This window comes from Vibrio sp. AH4 (assembly GCF_030710545.1).
Taxonomy (GTDB): domain Bacteria; phylum Pseudomonadota; class Gammaproteobacteria; order Enterobacterales; family Vibrionaceae; genus Vibrio; species Vibrio metoecus.
Genome location: NZ_JALAIV010000001.1, coordinates 39331 through 61782 on the forward strand (window position 1 = coordinate 39331; position 22452 = coordinate 61782).

A 22452-nucleotide genomic window follows, 5' to 3' on the forward strand; every position below is an offset into this window, starting at 1 on the left:
CTAGTCACAAGCAACCAAACTTAGCCACGTGGTGAGTGCATGGCGAATATCGGTTGCCACTTGTTCAACAGACTGCGCCGCATTAATTAGCACGACTGAATCATCCTCATCCGCCAATTCTAGATAGCGTTGACGAGCACGCTCAAAAAAGCTGATGTCCATCTTTTCAATACGATCCAGCTCACCACGGCCACGAGCACGCTCCAACCCTAGCTTAGGATCAATGTCCAAGTACAACGTCAGATCGGGTTTAAAATTGCCTAGAGCAGTCTGCTTAAGGCTAAGCATGGTACTGGGAGCAATCTGTCTACCTCCACCTTGATACGCCTGAGAAGACATATCATGGCGATCACCAACTACCCATTGCCCTTTTGCTAACGCCGGCTTGATCACGTTCTCAACTAACTGCACGCGCGCAGCATAAACCAGGAGTAGCTCTGTGATGTCTTTTAGCTCTTCACCCGGATGGTCTTCTTTTACTAAAGTGCGCAGCTTTTCAGCCAATACCGTGCCGCCTGGCTCACGTGTACGAGTGATTTGCTCAATACCATGTTGATGTAAGGTTTCAACGACGACTTGAATAGCGGTACTTTTTCCTGCCCCTTCAAGCCCTTCAATTACGATAAATTTTGCGTTCATTGTTTCGTTCTAAGTTTTTTAAGATAAGCCCGCACGGCGCGATTGTGATCCGCTAACGATTTCGAAAAGGTGTGGCCACCTTCTCCGCTCGCCACAAAATAGAGGTAATTGCTTTGCTCTGGGTTGAGCGCCGCATATATCGACGCTTCACCAGGCATAGCAATCGGTGTCGGGGGTAAGCCGCTAATCACATAAGTGTTGTAGGGTGTACGCGCACGTAAATCTTTTTTACGGATATTGCCATCGTACATTTCTCCCATCCCGTAGATCACTGTAGGGTCCGTTTGTAGCCGCATTCGTTTGTTCAAACGGTTGATAAAGACAGCGGCAATACGTTCACGCTCTTCCGCTATCGAGGTCTCTTTTTCGATGATCGAGGCCAATATCAAGGCTTCATAAGGGGTTTGGATTGGCAAACCCTCTTGGCGGTGTTCCCAGGTTACTTGTAGAAACTTTTCCAATTTTTGATTGGCTCGTTTCAGGATCTCGACATCGCTTGTGCCTTTAGTGAAATGATACGTTTCAGCTAGAAATAACCCTTCTAGCTTCTCTTGTTCAAGCCCTAAAACTTTAGCGATTTCAACTTCAGACAGCCCAGTCAGCTGTTTTTCAATATTTTCGTTATTTTCAATAATGGTTCGCCACTCTTGAAAACGACTACCTTCGACGAAAGTAATTGAAAATTGATGTTCTTTACCTGAAACCAGTAAAGCAAGAGCTTGTTCTAAGCTCATTTCGGGTAGCAGTTTATAAGTCCCCGCCTTAATCTTGGACAGTTCAGGATGGAAACGACGCACCCAGTCAGCCACAAAACTGCCTTTAATCCATTCTTGTTCCGTCAATACGATAAGTTCACGACTTAGGCTTGTACCTGGGGCAATCGTGACAAGCTGCGCCTGCTCAATCCCTAGTGGTTGAGCAAGGTACTTATCCATCTGATTGACAAAATAAAAATAGCCACCTGCAATAACACAGATCAGGGCAACAAAAACCAATACCAGCTTTTTAATCACGAATTACTACTCTCCTGAATTCGTCGCGTCATACTACCTATCGTATATTGTTGTTCACCAATTTGCTTTACTGGAGCAACTTCAAGCAGCGCATTAGTGATGAAAACTTCATCCGCAGCCAGCAAAGACGCAAGCTCGAACTCATCAATTACCACAGGCCATCCTAAACGTTTTGCTATTTCCATCACGCGTCGTCGCGCGATGCCTGCGACTCCAGCATTTTTCAAACAAGGTGTAAAAACACTACCATTTTTACACCAAAATACGTTGGCGGCGGTTGTTTCAATCACCCTATCTTGAAGATCGAGACAAATACCATCATCGAATCCAGCCTGTTCCATCTCACGCTTAAGTAAAACCTGCTCAAGTCGGTTATTGTGTTTATGACCCGCTAGCATAGGATTCAATCCCATACGTTGTTCACAAATTCCTAATGCCACCCCAGTCTGGCGCCACTGTTCATAATGCGCCGGAAAAGCAAAGGCGCTAATAGTAACACTGCTTTCGCTGACTTGAGTAGGGCTATAACCACGACCACCAGCCCCTCGGCTAATGTGTATTTTGAGCCCCGCTTTGGCATCAGGCAGAACCATAGCCTGCAGACCTTCTTGCACTAAAATCCAATCAGGTTGAGTGATATGTAACGCATCGAGGCAGACTTGTAATCGTAGCTGGTGCAGCGGCCAGTGCTGAACTTGCCCGTACTGGGTCAAAATAGTGGTGAAACCGCCATCACCATATTGAAAAGATCGATCATTAATCGGCACCTGATTGAGCCGCTTACCGTTAACCCAGTACATGATCTCACTCCATAAAAAGAAACGGCTCAATGCTATGCATCAAGCCGTCTGAACTCAAGTAAAGACTGATGAAGTTTTTACATGCGTTTGAAAATCAAGCTACCGTTAGTACCGCCAAAGCCGAATGAATTACACATGGCGTATTCCATGTTCTCAACTTTGCGTGCTACATGAGGTACCAAATCCACACCCAAATCTTCTTCTGGATTATCCAAATTGATCGTAGGAGGGACGATTTGGTCAACCAAAGACATCACGGTAATGATCGCTTCAGCAGAACCTGCCGCACCTAACAAATGGCCCGTCATCGACTTAGTCGATGAAATCAGCACTTGTTTAGTACCTGCTTCACCCAAAGCACGCTTAATGCCTTTGACTTCAGCAACATCACCCGCAGGTGTCGAAGTGCCGTGTGCATTAACGTAGCCGATTTGCTCACCCGTCACGCCGGCATCACGCATTGCAGCTTCCATCGCCAACGCGCCGCCAGAACCATCTTCACTTGGTGACGTCATGTGATACGCATCACCCGACATACCAAAGCCGACAACTTCAGCGTAGATTTTCGCACCACGTGCTTTCGCGTGTTCATACTCTTCGAGTACCATCACACCAGCACCGTCACCCAGAACAAAACCATCACGGTCTTTATCCCAAGGACGAGACGCTTTTTGTGGCTCATCGTTACGAGTTGACAGTGCTTTTGCCGCACCAAAGCCAGCCATACCCAGTGGTGTCGATGCTTTTTCTGCACCACCCGCCACCATAGCATCTGCATCACCGTAAGCAATCATGCGAGCTGCATGGCCGATGTTATGCAAGCCTGTGGTACACGCCGTTGAGATCGCAATGTTTGGACCACGTAGACCACGCATGATAGACAGGTTACCCGCAATCATATTCACAATGGTCGATGGTACGAAGAAAGGGCTAACCTTACGTGGGCCTTTCTCCATTAACGCTTGATGTCCGGTTTCAATCAGCTCAAGGCCACCGATACCAGAACCAATGGCTACACCAATGCGTGCAGCATTTTCTTCATTAACTTCTAGGCCTGAATCTTCCAAAGCCTGAATACCCGCAGCAATACCATACTGGATAAACAAATCCATTTTGCGGGCATCTTTTTTTGACATGTACTGCTCGCAGTCAAAACCTTTTACTAGGCCTGCGAAACGAGTAGAAAAATTGGTAGTGTCGAAGTGCTCAATATTGACGATGCCGCTTTGGCCTGCCAACAAGGCTTTCCAAGATGACTCTACAGTGTTGCCTACCGGTGACAACATACCCATGCCAGTGACAACAACGCGACGCTTGGACACGATAATATTCTCCGGAATTGAAATTGAAATGAGAGAGGTTTGAGAGCTTATAAAAATTCAGGCGGCCAGTGAGCCGCCTGAGGAGAGATTACTGAGCGTTGCTGGTTACGTAATCGATCGCAGCTTGAACAGTAGTGATTTTCTCTGCTTCTTCATCAGGAATCTCAGTATCGAATTCCTCTTCCAGAGCCATTACTAGCTCAACAGTGTCAAGAGAATCAGCACCCAGGTCTTCAACGAAAGAAGATTCATTCTTTACTTCTGCTTCGTCTACACCTAGCTGTTCAACAATGATTTTCTTTACGCGTTCTTCGATGTTGCTCATTTTTTCTTTTCCTTTACAGATTTCGCCTAATGCGATGATTCCGTAGTTTATTCGAACTAGGGAAAGTTGCAAGCGTGAGGTTTCTGGTCTAACCACAAATTAGGCGATTTTAACCGAAATTCACACCATTTTTGATATAAATCATGCATAAACATTGTGCATGCTACCAACATTTTTCACACAAATTTGCCTCATTTCTCACCGAATAGATAAGATTTACGAGGCAAAAAAGTTAGATCATGTACATACCACCGTTCACATGCAGTGTTTCACCGGTGATGTATGCCGCTTCTGGTGATGCTAGGAAAGCAACTGCAGACGCAATTTCACGAGGGTCCCCCAGTCGACCTGCTGGAACCTGCGCTAGTGTAGCAGTACGTTGGTCGTCATTCAGTGCTTTTGTCATATCAGTTTCGATAAAACCTGGTGCAACTGTGTTGACGGTCACACCACGCGATGCAACTTCACGCGCCATTGACTTTGTAAAGCCAATTACGCCCGCTTTTGCTGCCGCGTAGTTGGCTTGACCTGCGTTACCCATGGTGCCAACAACAGAGCCAACGTTGATGATACGGCCGTGGCGTTTTTTCATCATGCCACGTAGCACAGCTTTGGACAGACGGAAAATGGAAGTCAGATTGGTCTCCATAATGTCTGACCATTCTTCTTCTTTCATGCGCATCAGCAGGTTATCACGAGTGATACCGGCGTTGTTCACCAGAATATCCACGCCGCCAAACTCATCGGTAATCGCTTTCAGAACCGTTTCAATCGACTCAGGATTGGTCACATTCAAGGCCATGCCTTTGCCATTGTCACCCAAGTAGTCACTGATCGCTTGCGCACCGCTTTCGCTGGTTGCCGTACCAATCACTTTGGCACCACGTTCAGCTAACAGTTCAGCAATCGCTTTACCAATGCCGCGGCTTGCGCCAGTCACAAGAGCAACTTTGCCCTCTAGATTCATGAATTGACTCATGTTTTTTTCCTGTTGTTATTTCACCGCATCCAAAGAAGCCACATCATTTACCGCGGCACCTTCAAGGGTTTTTACAATACGTTTTGTTAGACCAGTCAATACTTTACCCGGCCCCATTTCAATCAGCTTTTCGACACCTTGCGCGCTCATTTGTTCAACACACTCAGTCCAACGAACTGGGCTGTAGAGTTGACGAATCAACGCATCTTTAATTTTTGCCGGATCCGTTTCAGCCGCGACATCAACGTTATTGATGACTGGAATTTGTGGTGCATTGAATTCAAGCTCTGCTAAAGTTTTTGCCAATTCATCGGCAGCAGGCTTCATCAACGCGCAGTGTGATGGTACGGAAACGGGCAGAGGCAGAGCACGTTTTGCTCCCGCTTCTTTACACAGAACACCAGCACGCTCAACCGCGTCTTTTTGACCTGCGATAACCACTTGGCCTGGCGAGTTAAAGTTTACGGGAGAAACCACTTCACCTTGCGCCGCATCTGCACATGCTTTGGCAATCGCGTCATCTTCTAGACCAATGATCGCGTACATTGCACCCGTGCCTGCTGGCACAGCTTGTTGCATCAATTGACCACGCAGCTCAACTAGCTTGATCGCTTGTTTAAAATCGATCACGCCAGCACACACTAATGCTGAATACTCACCCAAGCTGTGACCCGCTAAAACCACAGGCTGCTCAAGGCCCAACTGCTGCCATACACGCCAAATCGCTACTGATGCCGCTAGCAAAGCCGGTTGAGTACGGAAGGTTTGGTTAAGATCTTCCACTGGACCATCTTGAACCAATGCCCACAGATCGTAACCAAGCACTTCTGAAGCCTCGGCGAATGTGTGTTTTACAACGTCATACTGCTGCGCAAGATCAGCTAGCATACCTACCGCTTGTGAGCCCTGACCTGGGAATACGATAGCAAACTTACTCATCAATCTTTCCTTCATCTAAGAATGGATAAGGAGTCCAAAGACCCCTTAAAGTCAAAATTCATTGTGCGTTTAGAATTTCACCAGAGCAGAGCCCCACGTGAAACCACCACCAAAGGCTTCGAGCAGTAGCATCTGCCCACGCTGGATACGACCATCGCGTACCGCTTCATCCAACGCTGTTGGAACGGTCGCCGCCGAGGTATTGCCGTGACGATCTAAGGTAATCACCACCTGATCCAACGACATCGACAGTTTTTTCGCTGTCGCAGAAATAATTCGATAGTTGGCTTGATGCGGTACCAGCCAATCGAGCTCAGATTTGTGCATGTTGTTGGCTTCTAATGTATCAACAACCAACTTCGACAACTGAGTCACCGCAACTTTAAAGACTTCATTGCCTGCCATGTGTAGCCACTTATCACTGTCACCACCACGAACTGGCACTTCAAGACTGAGTAAGTCACCATACTCACCATCCGCATGAATGTGAGTAGAAAGAATGCCCGGCTCATTGCTTGCACCAATCACCACTGCGCCAGCACCATCACCAAACAAGATAATGGTTGAACGATCCGTAGGATCACAAGACTTCGATAGTGCATCGGAGCCAATCACGAGAATATTTTTGCAAACACCTGATTTTACATGCTGATCCGCAATCGATAAGGCATACATAAAACCAGAACAAGCGGCAGCTAAATCAAACGCAGGACAACCTTTAATCCCCAGCTTACCTTGCACTTGGCAGGCCGCTGACGGGAAAGTGTGGCTTGCACTGGTCGTGGCCACAATAATCATGTCGATGTCGTTTTTATCGATTCCCGCCATTTCTATGGCATTTTGTGCGGCATAGAAGGCCATATCGGCAACAGTTTCATTCTCAGCAGCAATGCGACGCTCGCGAATACCAGTACGAGCGACAATCCACTCATCACTGGTCTCTACCATTTTCTCTAAGTCTGCGTTAGTACGCACCTGAGATGGCAGGTAGCTGCCAGTACCTAAAATTTTGCTATACATGAAGACTAATAATGCCTCTCGAGTAAAACCGCTTCCAAACGATCGCTTATACGGCTGGGTACTTGTCGTTTCACCTCATGTACCGCTTCAGAAATCGCATTCACGACAGCGGATACATCAGCACTTCCATGACTCTTAATGACAATGCCGCGCAATCCTAGCAAACTTGCGCCGTTATACTGGTCGGGGTTCAGGGTTTTTAATTCAGTAAAAAGCTCAGAAAACAGTTTTCTTGCTATCCAACCCTTTATGGATGAGCCTAAAAGTGACTTTTTTAACTTATCGATAAAGAGTTGCGCCGTTCCTTCACACGCTTTAAGGCAAACATTCCCGACAAAGCCATCGCACACTATCACATCTGCCGCATCGGTTAACAGCTGATTACCCTCAATGTAACCAATGAAATTGATCGCTTGAGTTTGAGTCAGCATTTCTGCACAACGCTTAACCAGATCGTTACCTTTAATCTCCTCCGCGCCAATGTTTAAAATCGCAACACGTGGAGCTTGCTGCAAATGCTGCTCAGCGAGCGCGGCACCCATCACGGCAAATTGAAACAGAGAGTCGGCATCACTTGAGACATTGGCCCCTAAATCAAGCATCCAGGTTTTACGACCGGATACGGTGGGCAATGCTGAAACCAGCGCGGGACGATCAATACCCGGAAGAAGTTTGAGACGAAAACGCGATAGCGCCATCAGCGCACCGGTATTTCCACCACTGACACACGCATCCGCTTGATTATCAGCAACGAGATCTATCGCAATACCCATAGAGCTACCAGCACTGTGACGCAGCGCGAGCGAGGGTTTTTCGGAGTTGGAGATGACACGGTCACTGTGCTCAATACTTAAACGAGTATTGGGTGAGTAACCTAGGAGAGAGAGTTGTTGAGCAATCTGATGACGATCACCCACTAAGATCACTTTTAGCTCTGGGAAATGTGACAGTGCCTGCACGGCGGCAGGCACTGTAACGCGTGGACCGAAATCCCCGCCCATTGCATCAAGTGCAACGGTTAAATTTTGCAAAGGTCAACCTTACTTGTTGATAACCTTTTTACCACGGTAGTAACCTTCAGCGGTTACGTTGTGGCGCAGGTGAGTTTCACCTGAAGTTGCGTCTACAGATAGCGCTGCAGCAGTTAGCGCATCGTGTGAACGACGCATGCCACGTCTTGAACGTGTTTTACGGTTTTGTTGTACGGCCATGGACCCTACTCCTATGTTAAGAATGCTTAGCGAATTACTTCTTCAAGCTTTTTAAAACATCGAATGGATTCGGCTTCTCTTCCAAAACTTCTTCCGGAAGTTCACCAAATACCAAATTGTCTGAATCAACGCTACAATCCGCTTCGTCGTGCATTGCTACTTGAGGCAAATTTAAGATGAACTCGTCTTCAACTAACTGAACTAGGTCAACCTCACCAAACTCGTTTAGATCTACCAAATCATACTCGTCTGGGGCGTCTTCTTCACTTTTACGACCTAAGTAAGGGGTATAAGTGAATTCAACTTCACACTCGTGTGCGAAAACCTCGTTACAGCGCTGACACTCTAAATCAACTTCGATGTTAGCTTTACCAGAGATAACAACCAGTTGCTGTTCATCAATCTCAAATGACAATGAAACTTCAGCGTCGCGTTTAACGCCTGCGACTGACTCCTCTAAGCGCTTGAACAAATTAACTTGGATGATGCCATCAAAGTCTAATCTTTTCTGAGCGGCTTTAGCCGGATCAACCGTTCGCGGTATTTTTACCTTTTGCATAGGGCGCGAATATTATCTTCCAAAACAGATTTAGTCAAAGAAAAAGGCAAAAAACTTGGTTTTTTTTCCCTTTCCACAGAGAGCATTATGAACAGCGCATTAGGATACGTTATGCTGCTGTCAAACACGCGATGATTGTAAAGTAAAATGCAAAATTACCAACTAGTTTTAGCTTCTACCTCTCCATTTCGCCAACAAATTCTGGCGAAATTAAAGCTGCCTTTCGTCACTGCAAAACCCGATTGCGACGAAACGCCGTTAATCGGAGAAACCCCCGAACACTTAGTGATGCGCTTAGCTGAAAACAAAGCGCGTAGCTGCTTTTTAGCAGACCCGAGCTTAGTGATTGGGTCAGATCAAGTCTGCGTGATCGATGACCAAATCATCGGTAAACCCTTAACTACTGAAAAAGCCGTTGAACAACTTTTACGCCAAAGTGGTCAAGCAATTACCTTTTATACTGGCTTAGCGCTTTTTAACAACCAAACTCAGCAAACGCAGGTGCTTTGCGATACCTTTACGGTACATTTTCGAACCTTATCCGAGAGTATGGCTAGACGTTATGTCGAGGCTGAGCAACCACTGCACTGCGCAGGTAGCTTTAAAAGTGAGGGATTAGGCATTGCCTTGTTTGAGCGCTTGGAAGGCGACGACCCCAATTCGCTCATCGGCTTGCCGCTGATTAAGCTGATCCAACTACTTGAACAGGAAGGCCTAAACGTCATCTGATTTTGTGCTGGATAAGCAAAAGGGCGATATCTCGCCCTTTTGAATAATGCTTTAAGCCTGACGCATTTTAGCAAGAGCTTGCTCAAGATGCGCCTCAAGCGGAGCGTGAATCTCCATTTTTGCCTCACTGGCCGGATGAACAAATTGAATGTTGGCCGCATGCAAGAATAAGCGCTCAATACCAAACTTTGCCGTGTAAGCATCAAACCGACGATCGCCGTAACGGTCATCCCACGCGATCGGATGCCCCATGTATTGAGTATGTACACGAATTTGGTGAGTGCGCCCAGTCACAGGACTCGCTTGTACCAAGGTCGCTTCAGTAAACTTCTCCAGAATACGAAATCGCGTTTCAGACGGTTTACCGTTAGGGTTGACTCTTACAATGCTATTGACTTCGTTTTTGAGCAGCGGCGCATTGACTACTTTGCACTCTGCATCCCAATGCCCCATCACTAAGGCGTAGTAGTATTTCTGTACTGTTTTCTCACGAAACTGAGCCTGTAAATGGCGCAGCGCTGAACGCTTTTTAGCGACCAGTAAAATGCCAGAGGTATCACGGTCAATACGATGTACTAACTCCAGAAAACGAGCTTGGGGTCGCAAAGCGCGCAACGCCTCAATCGCACCAAAGTGTAAACCACTACCACCATGAACTGCTGTACCCGATGGCTTATTTAGGATCAGCAGATGATCATCTTCATAAACAATACAGTGTTCCAACTCCGCCACTTTGTTGAGCTTGGTACTGGGCGGTGTTGCTTCATTTTCTTTTACTTCAACCGTCACCGGTGGAACGCGCACCACATCCCCCGCTTCTAGTTTATATTCGGCTTTCACGCGTTTTTTGTTCACGCGCACTTCACCCTTACGCAGAATTCGATAAACCACGCTTTTCGGAATTGTTTTTAATTGGTTGCGCAAAAAGTTATCAATGCGCTGACCAGCCATGTCTTCATCAATGTCGATGAACTGGACTTGAGTTCTGATTTCGTTCATGCCGCTATTCTATCTGGAATCTTGTTAAAGTCACATTTTCTTAGAAACAAAAAGACATTTTTCATGCGTCCTAACCGCGATTTGTTGGCAAATTAACCCTGCTGACATCAGGGCTGCTGTACAATCTGAATGCATCCTTGCTATGCAAAGTACTCTTAGTCACCATTATCTTTACTTAACAATAAGTTACCACCAGCACTTTTTGTAATCTCCCGCAAATAATTCGCGCTACATAGCAAAGCTGATTGCTGACGTTCACTGTCACTGCTATAGTTCACAGCTGCAAGAGCTGAACTGGTGGCATTTTGTTCTTTACCGTTCAATTTCTAGCAAGTTAATGAGTAGTCAGTCGAAAAATTGAGTGCAGCACACGGCGTAAGACACACAGTTTGAGGCTTTTTGTTGCTCTACTCATCGCCTTTTCATGTTGAGTACCCACCGCCTTTATAGCGGATCACAGGCAATCGTATGCTTGTGAATACTGTTGTGCCCCAGAGCATCCCCTCCAGCCGGGAGGCTGTACCGAATAAGCCATGGGATCAGGCACCGTGAAAACGAAACACGGCAACAAAAAAGAATCAAAACTATATTAAGAAAATGAGATTTCTAAATGAAAAGAATGTTAATTAACGCAACTCAAAAAGAAGAGTTGCGTGTCGCGTTGGTCGATGGCCAACGTCTGTTCGATCTGGATATTGAAAGTCCGGGGCACGAATCGAAAAAAGCAAATATCTATAAAGGCCGCATTACCCGTATTGAACCTAGTCTAGAAGCCGCATTCGTTGATTACGGTGCTGAAAGACACGGTTTCCTCCCTCTCAAAGAAATTGCTCGCGAATACTTCCCTGATGGTTACAGCTACCAAGGTCGTCCAAACATCAAAGATGTTTTGAACGAAGGTCAGGAAGTGATCGTGCAAATCGAAAAAGAGGAGCGCGGTAGTAAAGGGGCGGCACTCACCACCTTTATCTCTCTAGCGGGTAGCTATCTTGTTCTTATGCCCAACAACCCTCGTGCTGGCGGTATTTCTCGCCGTATTGAAGGTGATGAACGCACTGAACTAAAATCGGCACTCAGCTCACTTGAACTACCACAAGGTATGGGTCTTATCGTCCGTACTGCAGGCGTTGGAAAAAGTGCCGAAGAGTTAGAGTGGGACTTAAATGTACTACTTAAGCACTGGGGTGCCATCAAGCAAGCGTCTGATTCAAACCCTGCACCGTTCCTTATCCACCAAGAAAGTAACGTGATTGTTCGTGCGATCCGTGATTACTTGCGTCGTGATATCGGTGAAATTCTTATCGACAGCACCAGCATTTACGAACGTGCTCTTGAGCACATCCGTTTGGTGCGCCCTGACTTCGTTAACCGTGTTAAGAAGTACGATGGCGAAGTGCCGCTGTTCAGCCATTTCCAAATCGAAAGCCAGATTGAATCGGCTTTCCAACGCGAAGTTCGCCTGCCTTCTGGTGGTTCAATCGTTATTGACCCAACGGAAGCCTTGACGTCTATCGATATCAACTCTGCACGCGCAACCAAAGGTGGCGATATTGAAGAGACCGCTCTCAATACCAACCTTGAGGCTGCTGATGAGATCGCACGCCAACTGCGTCTACGTGACTTAGGTGGCCTAGTCGTTATCGATTTTATCGATATGACACCTGTGCGCCACCAACGTGAAGTAGAAAACCGTCTACGTGAAGCCGTACGCGTTGACCGCGCTCGTGTTCAGATCGGCCGTATTTCACGCTTCGGTCTGCTTGAGATGTCACGCCAACGCTTGAGCCCGTCTCTGGCAGAAGCTAGCCACCACATCTGTCCTCGTTGTACAGGAACTGGGGTGATTCGTGATAACGAATCTTTGGCACTGTCGGTTCTGCGCTTAATTGAAGAAGAAGCACTGAAAGACAACACCTCGCAAGTACTTGCGGTGGTACCCGTGTCTATTGCTTCTTATCTGTTAAACGAAAAGCGTCGCTCAATCAACCACATTGAAAAAGCACAACAAGTTCGTATCACTATCGTGCCTAATTCCGATATGGAAACGCCACACTTTGAAGTGATCCGCGTGCGTGACGGTGAAGAACAGGACATCCTGTCTTACCTGATCCCGAAAAAGCTGGAAGCGATGAAAGAAGCGGAAGGCAAAGAAGTTTTAGATGTTGATCTGAAACCAAAACGCATTGAAGAACCTGTACTGAAAGGTTTTGCTGCACCAGCAGAAGCCGTACCAGCTCCAGCACCTAAGCCAAAAGCTGAGCCACAAATCGTTACTGAAGTGGTGAAGCCTGCACAACCTGGTCTGTTTAGTCGTCTGTTTAAAGCGATTGCGAACCTGTTCTCTTCAGCACCAGTTACAGCACAAACCGAGACTCCGGTTGTACAAACGGGTGAACCTGAGAAACCTCGTCGTGAACGCAACGAACGTAACAATGATCGTCGTCGTAACCCTCGTGATAGAAACCGCCGTCGTGGTAATGAGGAAAATGGCGAACGTAATGAACGTAGTGATCGTAACGATAAAGAAGGCTCAAGCAATCAACGTAAGCCGCAAGATCGTAAACCGAAGCAAGAACGTGGTGAGCGTACTGAACGCCCAGAAACGGATCGTCCAGAACGCCAAGATCGCCGCAACAAGCGTGATGAAAGCAAAACCGCTAAGCTGCTAGAGCAAGGCCGTCAATTAGCGGCAGAGGCTCAGCAACAAGACGTAAACGTAAAAACGACAGAGCCAAAAGAAGAAAAGGCGGCTGTTGTGAAAGAGCGTCGTCAACGCCGTAAGCTGACTAAGCAAATTCGCGTGAAAGATCAAGTGGCAACTGAAGAGCTAGACCTTTTGCAAACTGCACCTATCAGCAATGAGTTTGAAGCGCCTGCATCGGTTAATCTGCCAGCAACAGAAGATTACGCAGACTCAGCTCAAGACGATAACGAAGATGATCAGAAACAGCGCCGTAACCGTCGTTCTCCACGCCATCTACGCGCGAGTGGTCAGCGTCGTCGTCGTGGTCGTGATCGTCGTCCTAACCCGTTCCGCCTACGTAAAGGTGGAGTTGCCTCTCCTGAGATGGCGATGGGTAAAGTGATGCCTCGCTACGATTTAGCACCACGCCCACAATCGCGTCATGAAAACACTGAAGTGGCTCAACATGTGACACACGTAACTCCATCGGTTGCGGTAGAAAGTGTAACCGTAGAAACTCCGCGTACTTTAGGTGGCGTAGCTTTCCCTGAAATGGCAATGGGTAAAGTGATCGTTCGACGTCAGCCAGCTGAGATTGAACCTCAACGAGTTGAACAAGAGCCTGTGATCGTGGCCGAGCCGATGATTGAAACGATTGTCGAGCCTGTTGTGGTTGAAGTGATTGAAGCCCCTGCCGTTGAGATTGCTATTCCTGCTGTAATTGAAGCCGTAGAAGCGCCTGCAGTACAACCAGTGGGTGAAGATCATGTGGTTATTGAGAAACCGGCTGAACAAATTAAAGTAGTGAAGCCTGTCAGCGCAGACAGCAAAAAACTCACAGCAAAAGCGGTTATCAAGCAACCAAGTGCCTCGTCACCAATGACTAAAGCTTCTGGCTCACAAGAGATCCGTGAAGTGTTGGTTAACGCCGCGCCATTACGCACAGAGCGTTATCAGGCTCGCGGTGCGGGTAGCCAAGCCGCGCGTAATCAAGCGAGCTCAGCGATGGCTAAGCCGCAAAGCGAGTAACGGTTTAATCGCCGATAAAAAGGGCTGCTCATGCAGCCCTTTTTTATGCGGCCTATTGTTACCACTTTTACTTTCAACCACGACCAGTACGCCTCTCAAAATAATCATCAGCATTTGTTATAGCTAAACTATCAACAATTGATGATTGCACCTCATCGTTCATTTCTGTAGCATGCCCGGTTCAAAATTAACCCGCTTAGTCACACTTTGATGTCATCATTTTAACGAAGCGGTTCGGTTCACTTCATGCTCATAGTTCATGGGCAACACAACGATGGAATACCGTTTTCCCTATGTTTGAATTTCCCTCTTTCTCTCATCACTCGGTAAAAAATGATGTGTTATCTGGTCTAACCGTTGCGTTAGCCTTGGTTCCAGAAGCAGTAGCTTTCGCCTTTGTGGCGGGAGTAGACCCTATGGTTGGCCTTTATGCGGCGTTTATTGTTGGGTTAATTACCTCCATTTTTGGTGGCCGCCCCGGCATGATTTCGGGTGCGACAGGAGCTATGGCAGTAGTGATGGTGAGCTTGGTTGCTAGCCATGGTGTGCAATATTTATTCGCCGCGATTCTTCTCACCGGCTTACTTCAAGTCGCCGCCGGTTTATTCAAGCTCGGCAAGTTTATTCGTATGGTGCCTCATCCTGTGATGATCGGTTTTGTTAATGGACTCGCGATCGTGATTTTTCTTGCTCAACTTGGCCAATTCAAAGCACCTGACTTGAATGGCGTGCTCACTTGGTTACCCCAAGATCAATTGCTTTTGATGTTAGGTTTGGTCGCGTTAACCATGGCGATCATCCATTTCCTACCTAAATTGACGACGGCTGTTCCTTCTTCACTCGCAGCGATTGTTACCATTACACTGTTAGTCCAAGGGTTAGGTTTAGAAACCCGAACTGTCGTGGATTTCCTACGCGCCATGTCAGGTAATGATGCGGCGACTCTCGCAGGTACTCTGCCCTCTTTCGCGATCCCTGCGGTACCGATGACCTGGGAGACTTTACAGATCATCTTCCCTTATGCCTTGATTCTGGCTGCAATTGGGTTAATTGAATCACTGTTAACGCTGACCGTTTTGGATGAAATGACCGGCACACGTGGCCAATCCAACCGTGAATGCGTAGGACAAGGTTTCGCTAACATCACTTGCTCCATGTTTGGGGCGATGGGTGGCTGCGCCATGATTGGTCAGTCGATGATCAACGTTAACTCAGGTGGTCGAGGACGACTATCGGGCATTGTGGCTGCGGTTCTCTTGCTCTGCTTTATCCTTTTCACCTCCTCTTTAATTGAGATGATCCCACTCGCCGCTTTAGTCGGAGTGATGTTTATGGTGGTGATTGGAACCTTTGAATGGGCCACGTTTAAGTTAGCTCGCCGAGTTCCGAAACAAGATTTCTTCGTCATCGTACTGGTGACAGTGGTCACTGTGTTTACCGATCTGGCGATTGCTGTCGCAGTCGGTGTGATCGCCTCAGCCTTAATGTTTGCTTGGGAACATGCCAAACATATCTACGCGGCTAGCCATATCAATGCCGACGGACACAAAGAGTATCAAATTCATGGGCCGATTTTTTTTGGCTCCGCCGCTAACTTTCTTGAACTGTTTGATGCACACAATGACCCTAAAGAAGTGATTGTCGATTTCGCACGCTCACGCGTGGCAGACCATTCCGCGATTGATGCGATAGAAACCTTAGCGGAACGCTATGCCGCTGTGGGTAAAACGTTACATCTGCGCCATCTCAGCCAAGATTGCCGCGCTCTACTGCATAAAGCAGGCAGTTTGGTTGAAATAAACATCAAAGAAGATCCCACTTACAAAGTCGCCAGCGATGTGTTGGCGGGATAACGAGACTAAGGCAGCCTTGCGCTGCCTTGCTCACCCTTTCAAATCACCAATGATTTATCTTGCTGATAATTTAGCCATTCCCTAGCATAGAGCTTCTGTTGTTTTTAGGAGTTTGCTATGACATGGATTCTTCTCACGCTGTTCGCGGCCTTTATGCAATCTTGGCGCAACGCTTTTCAAAGTCGTCTATCTAGCGAGGTTTCTACGGTAGGCGTTACCCTCGCGCGCTTTCTCTGGGCTAGCCCACTTGCGGCGGTGTATCTGATAACGCTCTATCAGTGGCAACCTGCCGCGCTACCGACTTTTTCCACTGCATTTTGGGGCTATATTGTGGGCGCTTCATTCATGCAGATCCTTGCCACAGCCTTAATGGTCAAACTCTTCAAATACAATAATTACGCCGTCGGGGCGGGTCTGGCCAAAAGTGAAGCGTTAGTCGCCGCGATATTGGGTATGCTCTTTTTCGGCACTCAACTCACGCTATTAGGCTGGGTTGGTGTGCTAATTGGGGGTGTCGGGGTGTTTATGCTGAGCAGCCATGGAGGCTTTAGACAACTTTCACTGCCAACCGTACTGCTTGGCTTAGGCAGTGGTAGTGCTTTTGCACTGACGTCACTTTGGGTTCGTGAAGCGAGCCTCGCCTCTCAACTGACCTTTCCCTATAGTGCAGCGTGGGTTTTATTGTTGGTCATTTCAATCCAAACATTCTGTCTGGTTGGATTCCTCCTTTATCGAGATCCGCCAACACTCCAGCGACTTTGGCTACGCCCAAAACTAGTGATGCTCACAAGTGCCAGTAGCTGTTTAGGATCAATTGGCTGGTTTGGTGCCATGTCTTTGCAGGCTGTACCTTATGTTAAAACACTCGGTCAGGTAGAAATCTTTTTTACTATGTTGATCTCTGTATTTTGGCTGCAGCAGAAAGTACGAATTAAAGATGGCTTAGGACTCATTTTAGTCGCACTCGCAGCCATTCTGGTAATGTGGACTTAGCTCAAAAGCGGAACATTAAATGTGAGGCTTTTACTTCCTCTTCGATGTAGCTTGAATAAAGCGCCGCTTTAAAGTCACTTCTCTAAACTGATGGCATAAAAAAACCCTCCTTGCGGAGGGTTTGTATTTCCCGATTTGTTTCGTGCTAGCGAAAACCAATCACATTACTTTTTCGCTTTTGGTGCTTTCGCGGCTTCTTGATCTGCTTTCTTTACGATAACAGTCGTGCCTTCGAAAGTTTGACCTTCTACGAATGGTTTACCGTAGTAAGAAGCCAGCAGAACTTCTTTCAGCTCAGCAATCAGTGGGTAACGTGGGTTTGCACCAGTACATTGGTCATCAAACGCTTCAACTGCTAGCGCATCAACTTTCGCTAGGAAGTCAGCTTCGTTTACACCCGCAGATTGGATAGACATTGGGATGTCTAGGTTCGCTTTCAGTTCATCCAACCATGCAAGCAGACGCTCAATCTTCTGTGCAGTACGGTCGCCAGCTTGGCTCAGGCCTAGGTGGTCAGCCACTTCTGCGTAACGACGACGTGCTTGTGGACGGTCGTATTGAGAGAATGCTGTTTGTTTAGTTGGGTTGTCGTTTGCGTTGTAACGTACCACGTTAGCAATCAGCAGAGCGTTCGCCAGACCGTGTGGTAGGTGGAACTCAGCACCGATTTTGTGCGCCATTGAGTGACATACACCCAAGAAAGCGTTAGCGAATGCGATACCAGCGATAGTAGCAGCGTTGTGTACTTTCTCACGAGCGATTGGATCTTTTGCACCATTCGCGTAGCTAGAAGGTAGGTACTCTTTCAGCATCTTCAGTGCTTGCAGAGCTTGACCGTCTGAGTATTCGTTAGCAAGAACAGATACGTAAGCTTCTAGTGCGTGAGTTACTGCATCGTAACCACCGAAAGCAGTCAGAGACTTAGGCATGTTCATCACTAGGTTCGCATCTACGATCGCCATTTGAGGAGTCAGTTCGTAGTCTGCCAGTGGGTACTTAGCGCCAGTCTTGTCGTCAGTCACAACCGCAAACGGTGTTACTTCTGAACCCGTACCTGAAGTGGTAGTGATACACACAAGCTCAGCTTTTTTACCCATTTTAGGGAACTTGTAGATACGTTTACGGATGTCCATAAAGCGCATAGCCAGTTCTGCGAAATGAGTTTCTGGGTGCTCGTACATTACCCACATGATCTTCGCCGCATCCATTGGTGAACCACCACCTAGAGCGAGAATCACATCTGGTTGGAAGCTTTGCATTGCTGCAGCGCCTTTTTCTACTACAGACAGCGTTGGATCCGCTTCTACTTCGAAGAATGTCTGAACTTCCATGCCTTGCGCTTTCAGCAGGGCAACCACATCGTCTGCATAACCGTTGTTGAATAGGAAACGGTCAGTAACTAGGAATGCGCGTTTTTTACCTTCTAGGTCGCTCAGAGCGATTGGAAGGCTACCACGGCGGAAGTAGATAGACTTAGGTAGTTTGTGCCACAACATGTTTTCAGCTCGCTTCGCAACAGTTTTCTTGTTGATGAGGTGCTTAGGACCTACGTTCTCAGAGATTGAGTTACCACCCCAAGAACCGCAACCCAGAGTCAGAGACGGTGCAACGTTGAAGTTGTACAGGTCACCGATACCACCGTGAGTGGTTGGGATGTTGACAAGAATACGGGCAGTTTTCAGTTTGTCACCGAAGTAACGGATACGATCTGCGTTAACGTCTTGGTTGGTGTACAGACCAGAGGTGTGGCCGATACCACCGATTTCAACCATGGTTACTGCTTGTGCAACCGCGTCTTCAAAGTTGTCGGCACGGAACAGACCCAGTGTTGGAGACAGTTTTTCGTGAGCGAATTCGTCATCATAAGAGACTTTGCCCAGACCTTCACCCACCAGCACTTTAGTATCTGCAGGTACTTTTACGCCTGCCATTTCCGCGATAGCAGCAGCAGGTTGACCTACGATTTTCGCGTTCAGCGCGCCATCAATCAACAGTACTTTACGCACTTTATCCGCATCAGCTTTGCTCAGTACGTGCGCTTTGTGCGTTGCGAAACGCTCTTTCACTTCATCATAAACTTCGCTCACTACGATAGCCGCTTGCTCAGAAGCACATACTACGCCGTTGTCGAAGGTTTTTGACATTAGGATAGAAGCTACTGCACGTTTGATATCAGCAGTTTCATCGATAACAACAGGAACGTTACCTGCACCTACACCGATTGCTGGTTTACCAGAAGAGTAAGCCGCTTTCACCATGCCTGGACCACCCGTTGCAAGGATCAGTGCGATACCATCGTGTTTCATCAGGGCATTTGACAGCTCAACTGAAGGTTGGTCAATCCAACCGATGATGTCTTTTGGAGCACCCGCTGCGATTGCCGCATCCAGAACCAATTTCGCGGCTGCGTTGGTTGAGTTCTTAGCACGTGGGTGTGGAGAGAAGATGATACCGTTACGAGTCTTCAGAGAAATCAGTGATTTGAAGATCGCGGTTGAGGTTGGGTTAGTGGTTGGGACGATACCACAGATGATGCCTACAGGCTCAGCGATGGTCATAGTACCTAGGTTGTCATCTTCTTCGAGGATGCCACAGGTTTTTTCGTCCTTGTACTTGTTGTAGATAAACTCAGAAGCAAAGTGGTTTTTGATTACTTTATCTTCAACAATACCCATACCTGATTCTTCTACCGCCATTTGAGCTAGCGGGATACGCGCTTGGTTTGCTGCTAGAGAGGCTGCACGGAAGATTTTGTCTACTTGTTCTTGAGAGAAAGTAGCAAATTCAGCTTGTGCTGCTTTAACGCGAGCAACCAGAGCATCAAGTTCAGCCAGATTAGTAACAGGCATAATGAATCTCCTAAAATAAAAAAATATTAAAAACTCTTTAGTAAGTGTGCTGCAGTCAGTTTTCACCTTTACTCAAAGACTTAACTTACGACCGACTTAGTAAATTGCTTTCACGACTGAGTATAATATTTCAGACTGTGAAAAAAATTGACTCAGATCAGTTATGAAAAATTAATTACCCAAGAAGGGGTAATAAGTCACATCAATACATCATAAGTAACTGAATAAAAAGAATTTAAAACAAAACAGCCTCATGAAGAAAAAAACCTCACTTGAGTTTTAAAAACTAAAAAAACTACAACACCTTGTAAAAAAGTTTCATTTTTAGACACCTGAGGCACGTTTGGGAGGCTATTCACGTGCTACTGAGAGTATATCGGTTATGTCTATGACCACCAGAGCTCGCCCAAGTTTTTACAAAAAATGTGCGAATGTTAACAGGCAAAAGAATAAGAAAACAAACTTGACACAAGAATGACACTGAATCTTTTCACTCTTATGCATCAATTAGTTTTTCTCACACAATAATCCGTGGCGACCCAATTTTTTTCATTCGTGATTCTGCTATCTTTCGCTTACATTACGCACGCTTCTTTATCTCTCTGCGATGGTTACGAGACTTCATCATGCAAAGCTTTGAAATTGCCATTTTTCTTCAATTTTTCCTCGGCTTAGTCGCTGCGGTAAACCCTGTGGGTATCATGCCTGTTTTCGTCTCTCTGACCGGTCATATGACGCTGGAAGAGAAAAACAAAACCGCAGCAACGGCTAATATTGCTGTTGCCATCATTTTGATCATTGCGCTACTAGCAGGGCAAATGATGCTCGACTTGTTCAGTATCTCTCTAGACTCCTTCCGTGTGGCCGGCGGTTTACTACTGCTCAGCATCGCTTTTTCGATGATGAGCGGTAAGCTCGGTGAAGATAAACAGAACAAACAAGAAAAATCGGAATACATTAGCCGAGAACAAATTGCGGTTGTTCCTTTAGCTATGCCACTAATGGCGGGGCCTGGTGCGATTAGCTCGACGATTGTGTATGGTTCACGCTACCCAAATATGCTAGATACTTTCGGGATTGTCTTGACGATTGTGGCATTCAGCTTTTGTTCTTGGTTGCTGTTCCGTTCTGCCCCATATATTGTGAGATTGCTTGGACAAACTGGGATCAACGTGATCACCCGTATCATGGGTCTCATCCTTGGCGCATTAGGTATTGAATTTATCGCTAACGGGCTGCGCAACCTGTTTCCAGGTTTAGCTTAACTTAGCGATGAACAGATAAAAAAAGCGCCCATCGGCGCTTTTTTATTAAGATTTGATGCGAAGTACACAGGAAAATTACTTCTCAGCCAAGATGATGCGCAGAGTACGACGTAGTGGTTCTGCCGCCCCCCACAGTAATTGATCACCGACGGTAAAGGCATTGAGGAAGTCATCACCCATCGCCATCTTACGTAGGCGCCCAACAGGAACCGATAAGGTTCCAGTGACTTTCGCGGGGGTGAGTTCACGTGCAGTAATATCACGTTCATTAGGGATCACTTTCACCCAATCATTATGAGTCGCAATCATTTCTTCGATTTCATCAAGCGGAATATTCTGTTTCAGCTTGATGGTCAAAGCTTGAGAATGGCAACGCATTGCACCGATACGTACACAAGTACCATCAATGGGGACGGGCGAATGTTGCAAACCAAGAATTTTGTTGGCTTCAACCCCCGCTTTCCATTCTTCTTTGCTTTGGCCGTTATCACGCTTCACATCGATCCAAGGAATCAATGATCCCGCCAACGGCACGCCGAAGTTATCGGTTGGGAAAGAGGCAGAACGCATGGTCTCTGCCACTTTTTTATCAATATCCAGTATAGAACTTGCAGGGTTCGCCAACTCTGAGCTCACCGCATCATTAATGACGCCCATTTGCGAAATTAACTCACGCATATTCTGTGCGCCAGCACCGGAGGCCGCTTGGTATGTCATGGCACTCATCCACTCAACCAAGCCACGTTCGTACAAACCACCCAAAGCCATCAACATTAAACTCACGGTGCAGTTACCGCCAACGAAAGTTTTGGTGCCGTGGTGAATACCGTGCAGAATTTGTTTTAGGTTGACCGGATCTAGTGTGATGATCGCATCTTTATCCATACGCAAAGTAGAAGCGGCATCAATCCAATATCCCTTCCAACCAGCTTGGCGTAATGCTGGGTACACTTTTTCGGTATAGCTACCACCTTGGCAAGTAATAACGGCGTCTAGCTGTTTTAGGCTCTCAATATCAAACGCATCCTGTAGCATCCCCGCCTCTTTACCAAAGTTCGGGGCAAGAACACCAATTTGCGATGTACTGAAAAAAACGGGCTCAATCAGATCAAAATCGCGTTCTTCTACCATGCGTTGCATCAGTACAGAACCGACCATGCCACGCCAACCTACTAAACCTACTCTCATTTCACATACTCTCCGTGTAGATCCAATGTTAAATCACTGGCTCCATCTATAAGTGGT

At 46.9% G+C, this 22452-nt stretch carries 19 protein-coding genes; 5 read left to right on the forward strand and 14 right to left on the reverse strand.

The genetic code is table 11. From position 1 onward, the window contains the following. From tmk to yceD, 11 genes are all read right to left on the reverse strand, one after another. On the reverse strand, positions 1 to 639 hold the full coding sequence (tmk, locus tag MKA69_RS00210) for a dTMP kinase (RefSeq protein WP_055034726.1): 639 nt from the start codon (positions 637 to 639) through the stop codon (positions 1 to 3). Then, the gene (gene mltG / locus MKA69_RS00215; protein ID WP_055029987.1) at positions 636 to 1652 is read right to left on the reverse strand and encodes an endolytic transglycosylase MltG; all 1017 of its coding nucleotides are present in this window, start codon (positions 1650 to 1652) and stop codon (positions 636 to 638) included. The genes tmk and mltG overlap by 4 nt, the downstream gene beginning before the upstream one ends. Beyond that, entirely contained in the window at positions 1649 to 2452 is an 804-nt protein-coding gene (pabC, locus tag MKA69_RS00220; RefSeq protein ID WP_000289952.1) for an aminodeoxychorismate lyase, read from the reverse strand. Before pabC ends, mltG begins: the two co-directional genes overlap by 4 nt. 77 nt (positions 2453 to 2529) lie before the next feature. Continuing rightward, the gene (fabF, locus tag MKA69_RS00225) at positions 2530 to 3774 is read right to left on the reverse strand and encodes a beta-ketoacyl-ACP synthase II (RefSeq protein ID WP_000044696.1); all 1245 of its coding nucleotides are present in this window, start codon (positions 3772 to 3774) and stop codon (positions 2530 to 2532) included. A gap of 88 nt (positions 3775 to 3862) precedes the next feature. After that, a complete protein-coding gene (gene acpP, locus MKA69_RS00230; RefSeq protein WP_000065130.1) occupies positions 3863 to 4099 on the reverse strand; it encodes an acyl carrier protein in 237 nt (78 codons plus the stop codon). 232 nt (positions 4100 to 4331) lie between these two features. Beyond that, positions 4332 to 5066: a 3-oxoacyl-ACP reductase FabG gene (gene fabG / locus MKA69_RS00235; RefSeq protein WP_055027837.1), complete on the reverse strand. Its 735-nt coding sequence runs from the start codon at positions 5064 to 5066 to the stop codon at positions 4332 to 4334. Positions 5067 to 5093: 27 nt separating this feature from the next. Beyond that, the gene (gene fabD / locus MKA69_RS00240; protein ID WP_055044368.1) at positions 5094 to 6017 is read right to left on the reverse strand and encodes an ACP S-malonyltransferase; all 924 of its coding nucleotides are present in this window, start codon (positions 6015 to 6017) and stop codon (positions 5094 to 5096) included. A 69-nt stretch (positions 6018 to 6086) separates the two neighbouring features. After that, positions 6087 to 7037 (reverse strand): beta-ketoacyl-ACP synthase III, encoded by a 951-nt coding sequence (locus MKA69_RS00245; RefSeq protein ID WP_055027826.1) that lies wholly within the window; start codon positions 7035 to 7037, stop codon positions 6087 to 6089. Positions 7038 to 7042: 5 nt separating this feature from the next. After that, positions 7043 to 8068, reverse strand: a complete 1026-nt coding sequence (gene plsX, locus MKA69_RS00250) for a phosphate acyltransferase PlsX (protein ID WP_055027827.1) — start codon at positions 8066 to 8068, stop codon at positions 7043 to 7045. Positions 8069 to 8077: 9 nt separating this feature from the next. Beyond that, on the reverse strand, positions 8078 to 8248 hold the full coding sequence (rpmF, locus tag MKA69_RS00255) for a 50S ribosomal protein L32 (protein ID WP_000290732.1): 171 nt from the start codon (positions 8246 to 8248) through the stop codon (positions 8078 to 8080). 34 nt (positions 8249 to 8282) lie between these two features. Beyond that, positions 8283 to 8807, reverse strand: coding sequence for a 23S rRNA accumulation protein YceD (gene yceD, locus MKA69_RS00260; protein ID WP_001174444.1), 525 nt, complete (start codon positions 8805 to 8807; stop codon positions 8283 to 8285). Between the two features lie 147 nt (positions 8808 to 8954). Between yceD and MKA69_RS00265 the strand changes: the two genes are divergently transcribed. Then, positions 8955 to 9536, forward strand: a complete 582-nt coding sequence (locus tag MKA69_RS00265; RefSeq protein ID WP_305847336.1) for a nucleoside triphosphate pyrophosphatase — start codon at positions 8955 to 8957, stop codon at positions 9534 to 9536. A gap of 51 nt (positions 9537 to 9587) precedes the next feature. On the opposite strand, the gene rluC is transcribed toward MKA69_RS00265, so the two are convergent. Further along, a complete protein-coding gene (rluC, locus tag MKA69_RS00270; protein WP_055029982.1) occupies positions 9588 to 10535 on the reverse strand; it encodes a 23S rRNA pseudouridine(955/2504/2580) synthase RluC in 948 nt (315 codons plus the stop codon). A 610-nt stretch (positions 10536 to 11145) separates the two neighbouring features. On the opposite strand from rluC, the gene rne reads away from it, so the two are divergent. The 3 genes from rne (at position 11146) to MKA69_RS00285 (ending at position 17093) form a co-directional block, all read left to right on the forward strand. Then, the gene (gene rne, locus MKA69_RS00275; protein WP_305847337.1) at positions 11146 to 14247 is read left to right on the forward strand and encodes a ribonuclease E; all 3102 of its coding nucleotides are present in this window, start codon (positions 11146 to 11148) and stop codon (positions 14245 to 14247) included. 293 nt (positions 14248 to 14540) lie between these two features. Then, the gene (locus MKA69_RS00280; protein WP_055032937.1) at positions 14541 to 16100 is read left to right on the forward strand and encodes a SulP family inorganic anion transporter; all 1560 of its coding nucleotides are present in this window, start codon (positions 14541 to 14543) and stop codon (positions 16098 to 16100) included. A 117-nt stretch (positions 16101 to 16217) separates the two neighbouring features. Beyond that, entirely contained in the window at positions 16218 to 17093 is an 876-nt protein-coding gene (locus MKA69_RS00285; protein WP_055065032.1) for a DMT family transporter, read from the forward strand. A gap of 164 nt (positions 17094 to 17257) precedes the next feature. Here MKA69_RS00285 and adhE read toward each other — a convergent pair whose 3' ends face one another. Continuing rightward, a complete protein-coding gene (gene adhE / locus MKA69_RS00290) occupies positions 17258 to 19942 on the reverse strand; it encodes a bifunctional acetaldehyde-CoA/alcohol dehydrogenase (protein WP_305847338.1) in 2685 nt (894 codons plus the stop codon). Between the two features lie 626 nt (positions 19943 to 20568). On the opposite strand from adhE, the gene MKA69_RS00295 reads away from it, so the two are divergent. Beyond that, entirely contained in the window at positions 20569 to 21207 is a 639-nt protein-coding gene (locus tag MKA69_RS00295; protein WP_001190431.1) for a YchE family NAAT transporter, read from the forward strand. A 75-nt stretch (positions 21208 to 21282) separates the two neighbouring features. Here MKA69_RS00295 and asd read toward each other — a convergent pair whose 3' ends face one another. Then, a complete protein-coding gene (asd, locus tag MKA69_RS00300) occupies positions 21283 to 22395 on the reverse strand; it encodes an aspartate-semialdehyde dehydrogenase (RefSeq protein WP_305847339.1) in 1113 nt (370 codons plus the stop codon). Positions 22396 to 22452 lie beyond the last annotated feature (57 nt).

Excerpts from the sequence above, each read along its gene's own strand:
- asd (WP_305847339.1), bottom strand. The coding sequence starts at position 22,395 with ATGAGAGTAGGTTTAGTAGGTTGGCGTGGCATGGTCGGTTCTGTACTG.
- rpmF (WP_000290732.1), bottom strand. The coding sequence starts at position 8,248 with ATGGCCGTACAACAAAACCGTAAAACACGTTCAAGACGTGGCATGCGT.
- MKA69_RS00280 (WP_055032937.1), top strand. The coding sequence starts at position 14,541 with ATGTTTGAATTTCCCTCTTTCTCTCATCACTCGGTAAAAAATGATGTG.
- acpP (WP_000065130.1), bottom strand. The coding sequence starts at position 4,099 with ATGAGCAACATCGAAGAACGCGTAAAGAAAATCATTGTTGAACAGCTA.
- yceD (WP_001174444.1), bottom strand. The coding sequence starts at position 8,807 with ATGCAAAAGGTAAAAATACCGCGAACGGTTGATCCGGCTAAAGCCGCT.
- rne (WP_305847337.1), top strand. The coding sequence starts at position 11,146 with ATGAAAAGAATGTTAATTAACGCAACTCAAAAAGAAGAGTTGCGTGTC.
- adhE (WP_305847338.1), bottom strand. The coding sequence starts at position 19,942 with ATGCCTGTTACTAATCTGGCTGAACTTGATGCTCTGGTTGCTCGCGTT.
- tmk (WP_055034726.1), bottom strand. The coding sequence starts at position 639 with ATGAACGCAAAATTTATCGTAATTGAAGGGCTTGAAGGGGCAGGAAAA.
- MKA69_RS00245 (WP_055027826.1), bottom strand. The coding sequence starts at position 7,037 with ATGTATAGCAAAATTTTAGGTACTGGCAGCTACCTGCCATCTCAGGTG.
- MKA69_RS00295 (WP_001190431.1), top strand. The coding sequence starts at position 20,569 with ATGCAAAGCTTTGAAATTGCCATTTTTCTTCAATTTTTCCTCGGCTTA.
- MKA69_RS00265 (WP_305847336.1), top strand. The coding sequence starts at position 8,955 with ATGCAAAATTACCAACTAGTTTTAGCTTCTACCTCTCCATTTCGCCAA.
- rluC (WP_055029982.1), bottom strand. The coding sequence starts at position 10,535 with ATGAACGAAATCAGAACTCAAGTCCAGTTCATCGACATTGATGAAGAC.
- fabG (WP_055027837.1), bottom strand. The coding sequence starts at position 5,066 with ATGAATCTAGAGGGCAAAGTTGCTCTTGTGACTGGCGCAAGCCGCGGC.
- pabC (WP_000289952.1), bottom strand. The coding sequence starts at position 2,452 with ATGTACTGGGTTAACGGTAAGCGGCTCAATCAGGTGCCGATTAATGAT.
- fabD (WP_055044368.1), bottom strand. The coding sequence starts at position 6,017 with ATGAGTAAGTTTGCTATCGTATTCCCAGGTCAGGGCTCACAAGCGGTA.
- MKA69_RS00285 (WP_055065032.1), top strand. The coding sequence starts at position 16,218 with ATGACATGGATTCTTCTCACGCTGTTCGCGGCCTTTATGCAATCTTGG.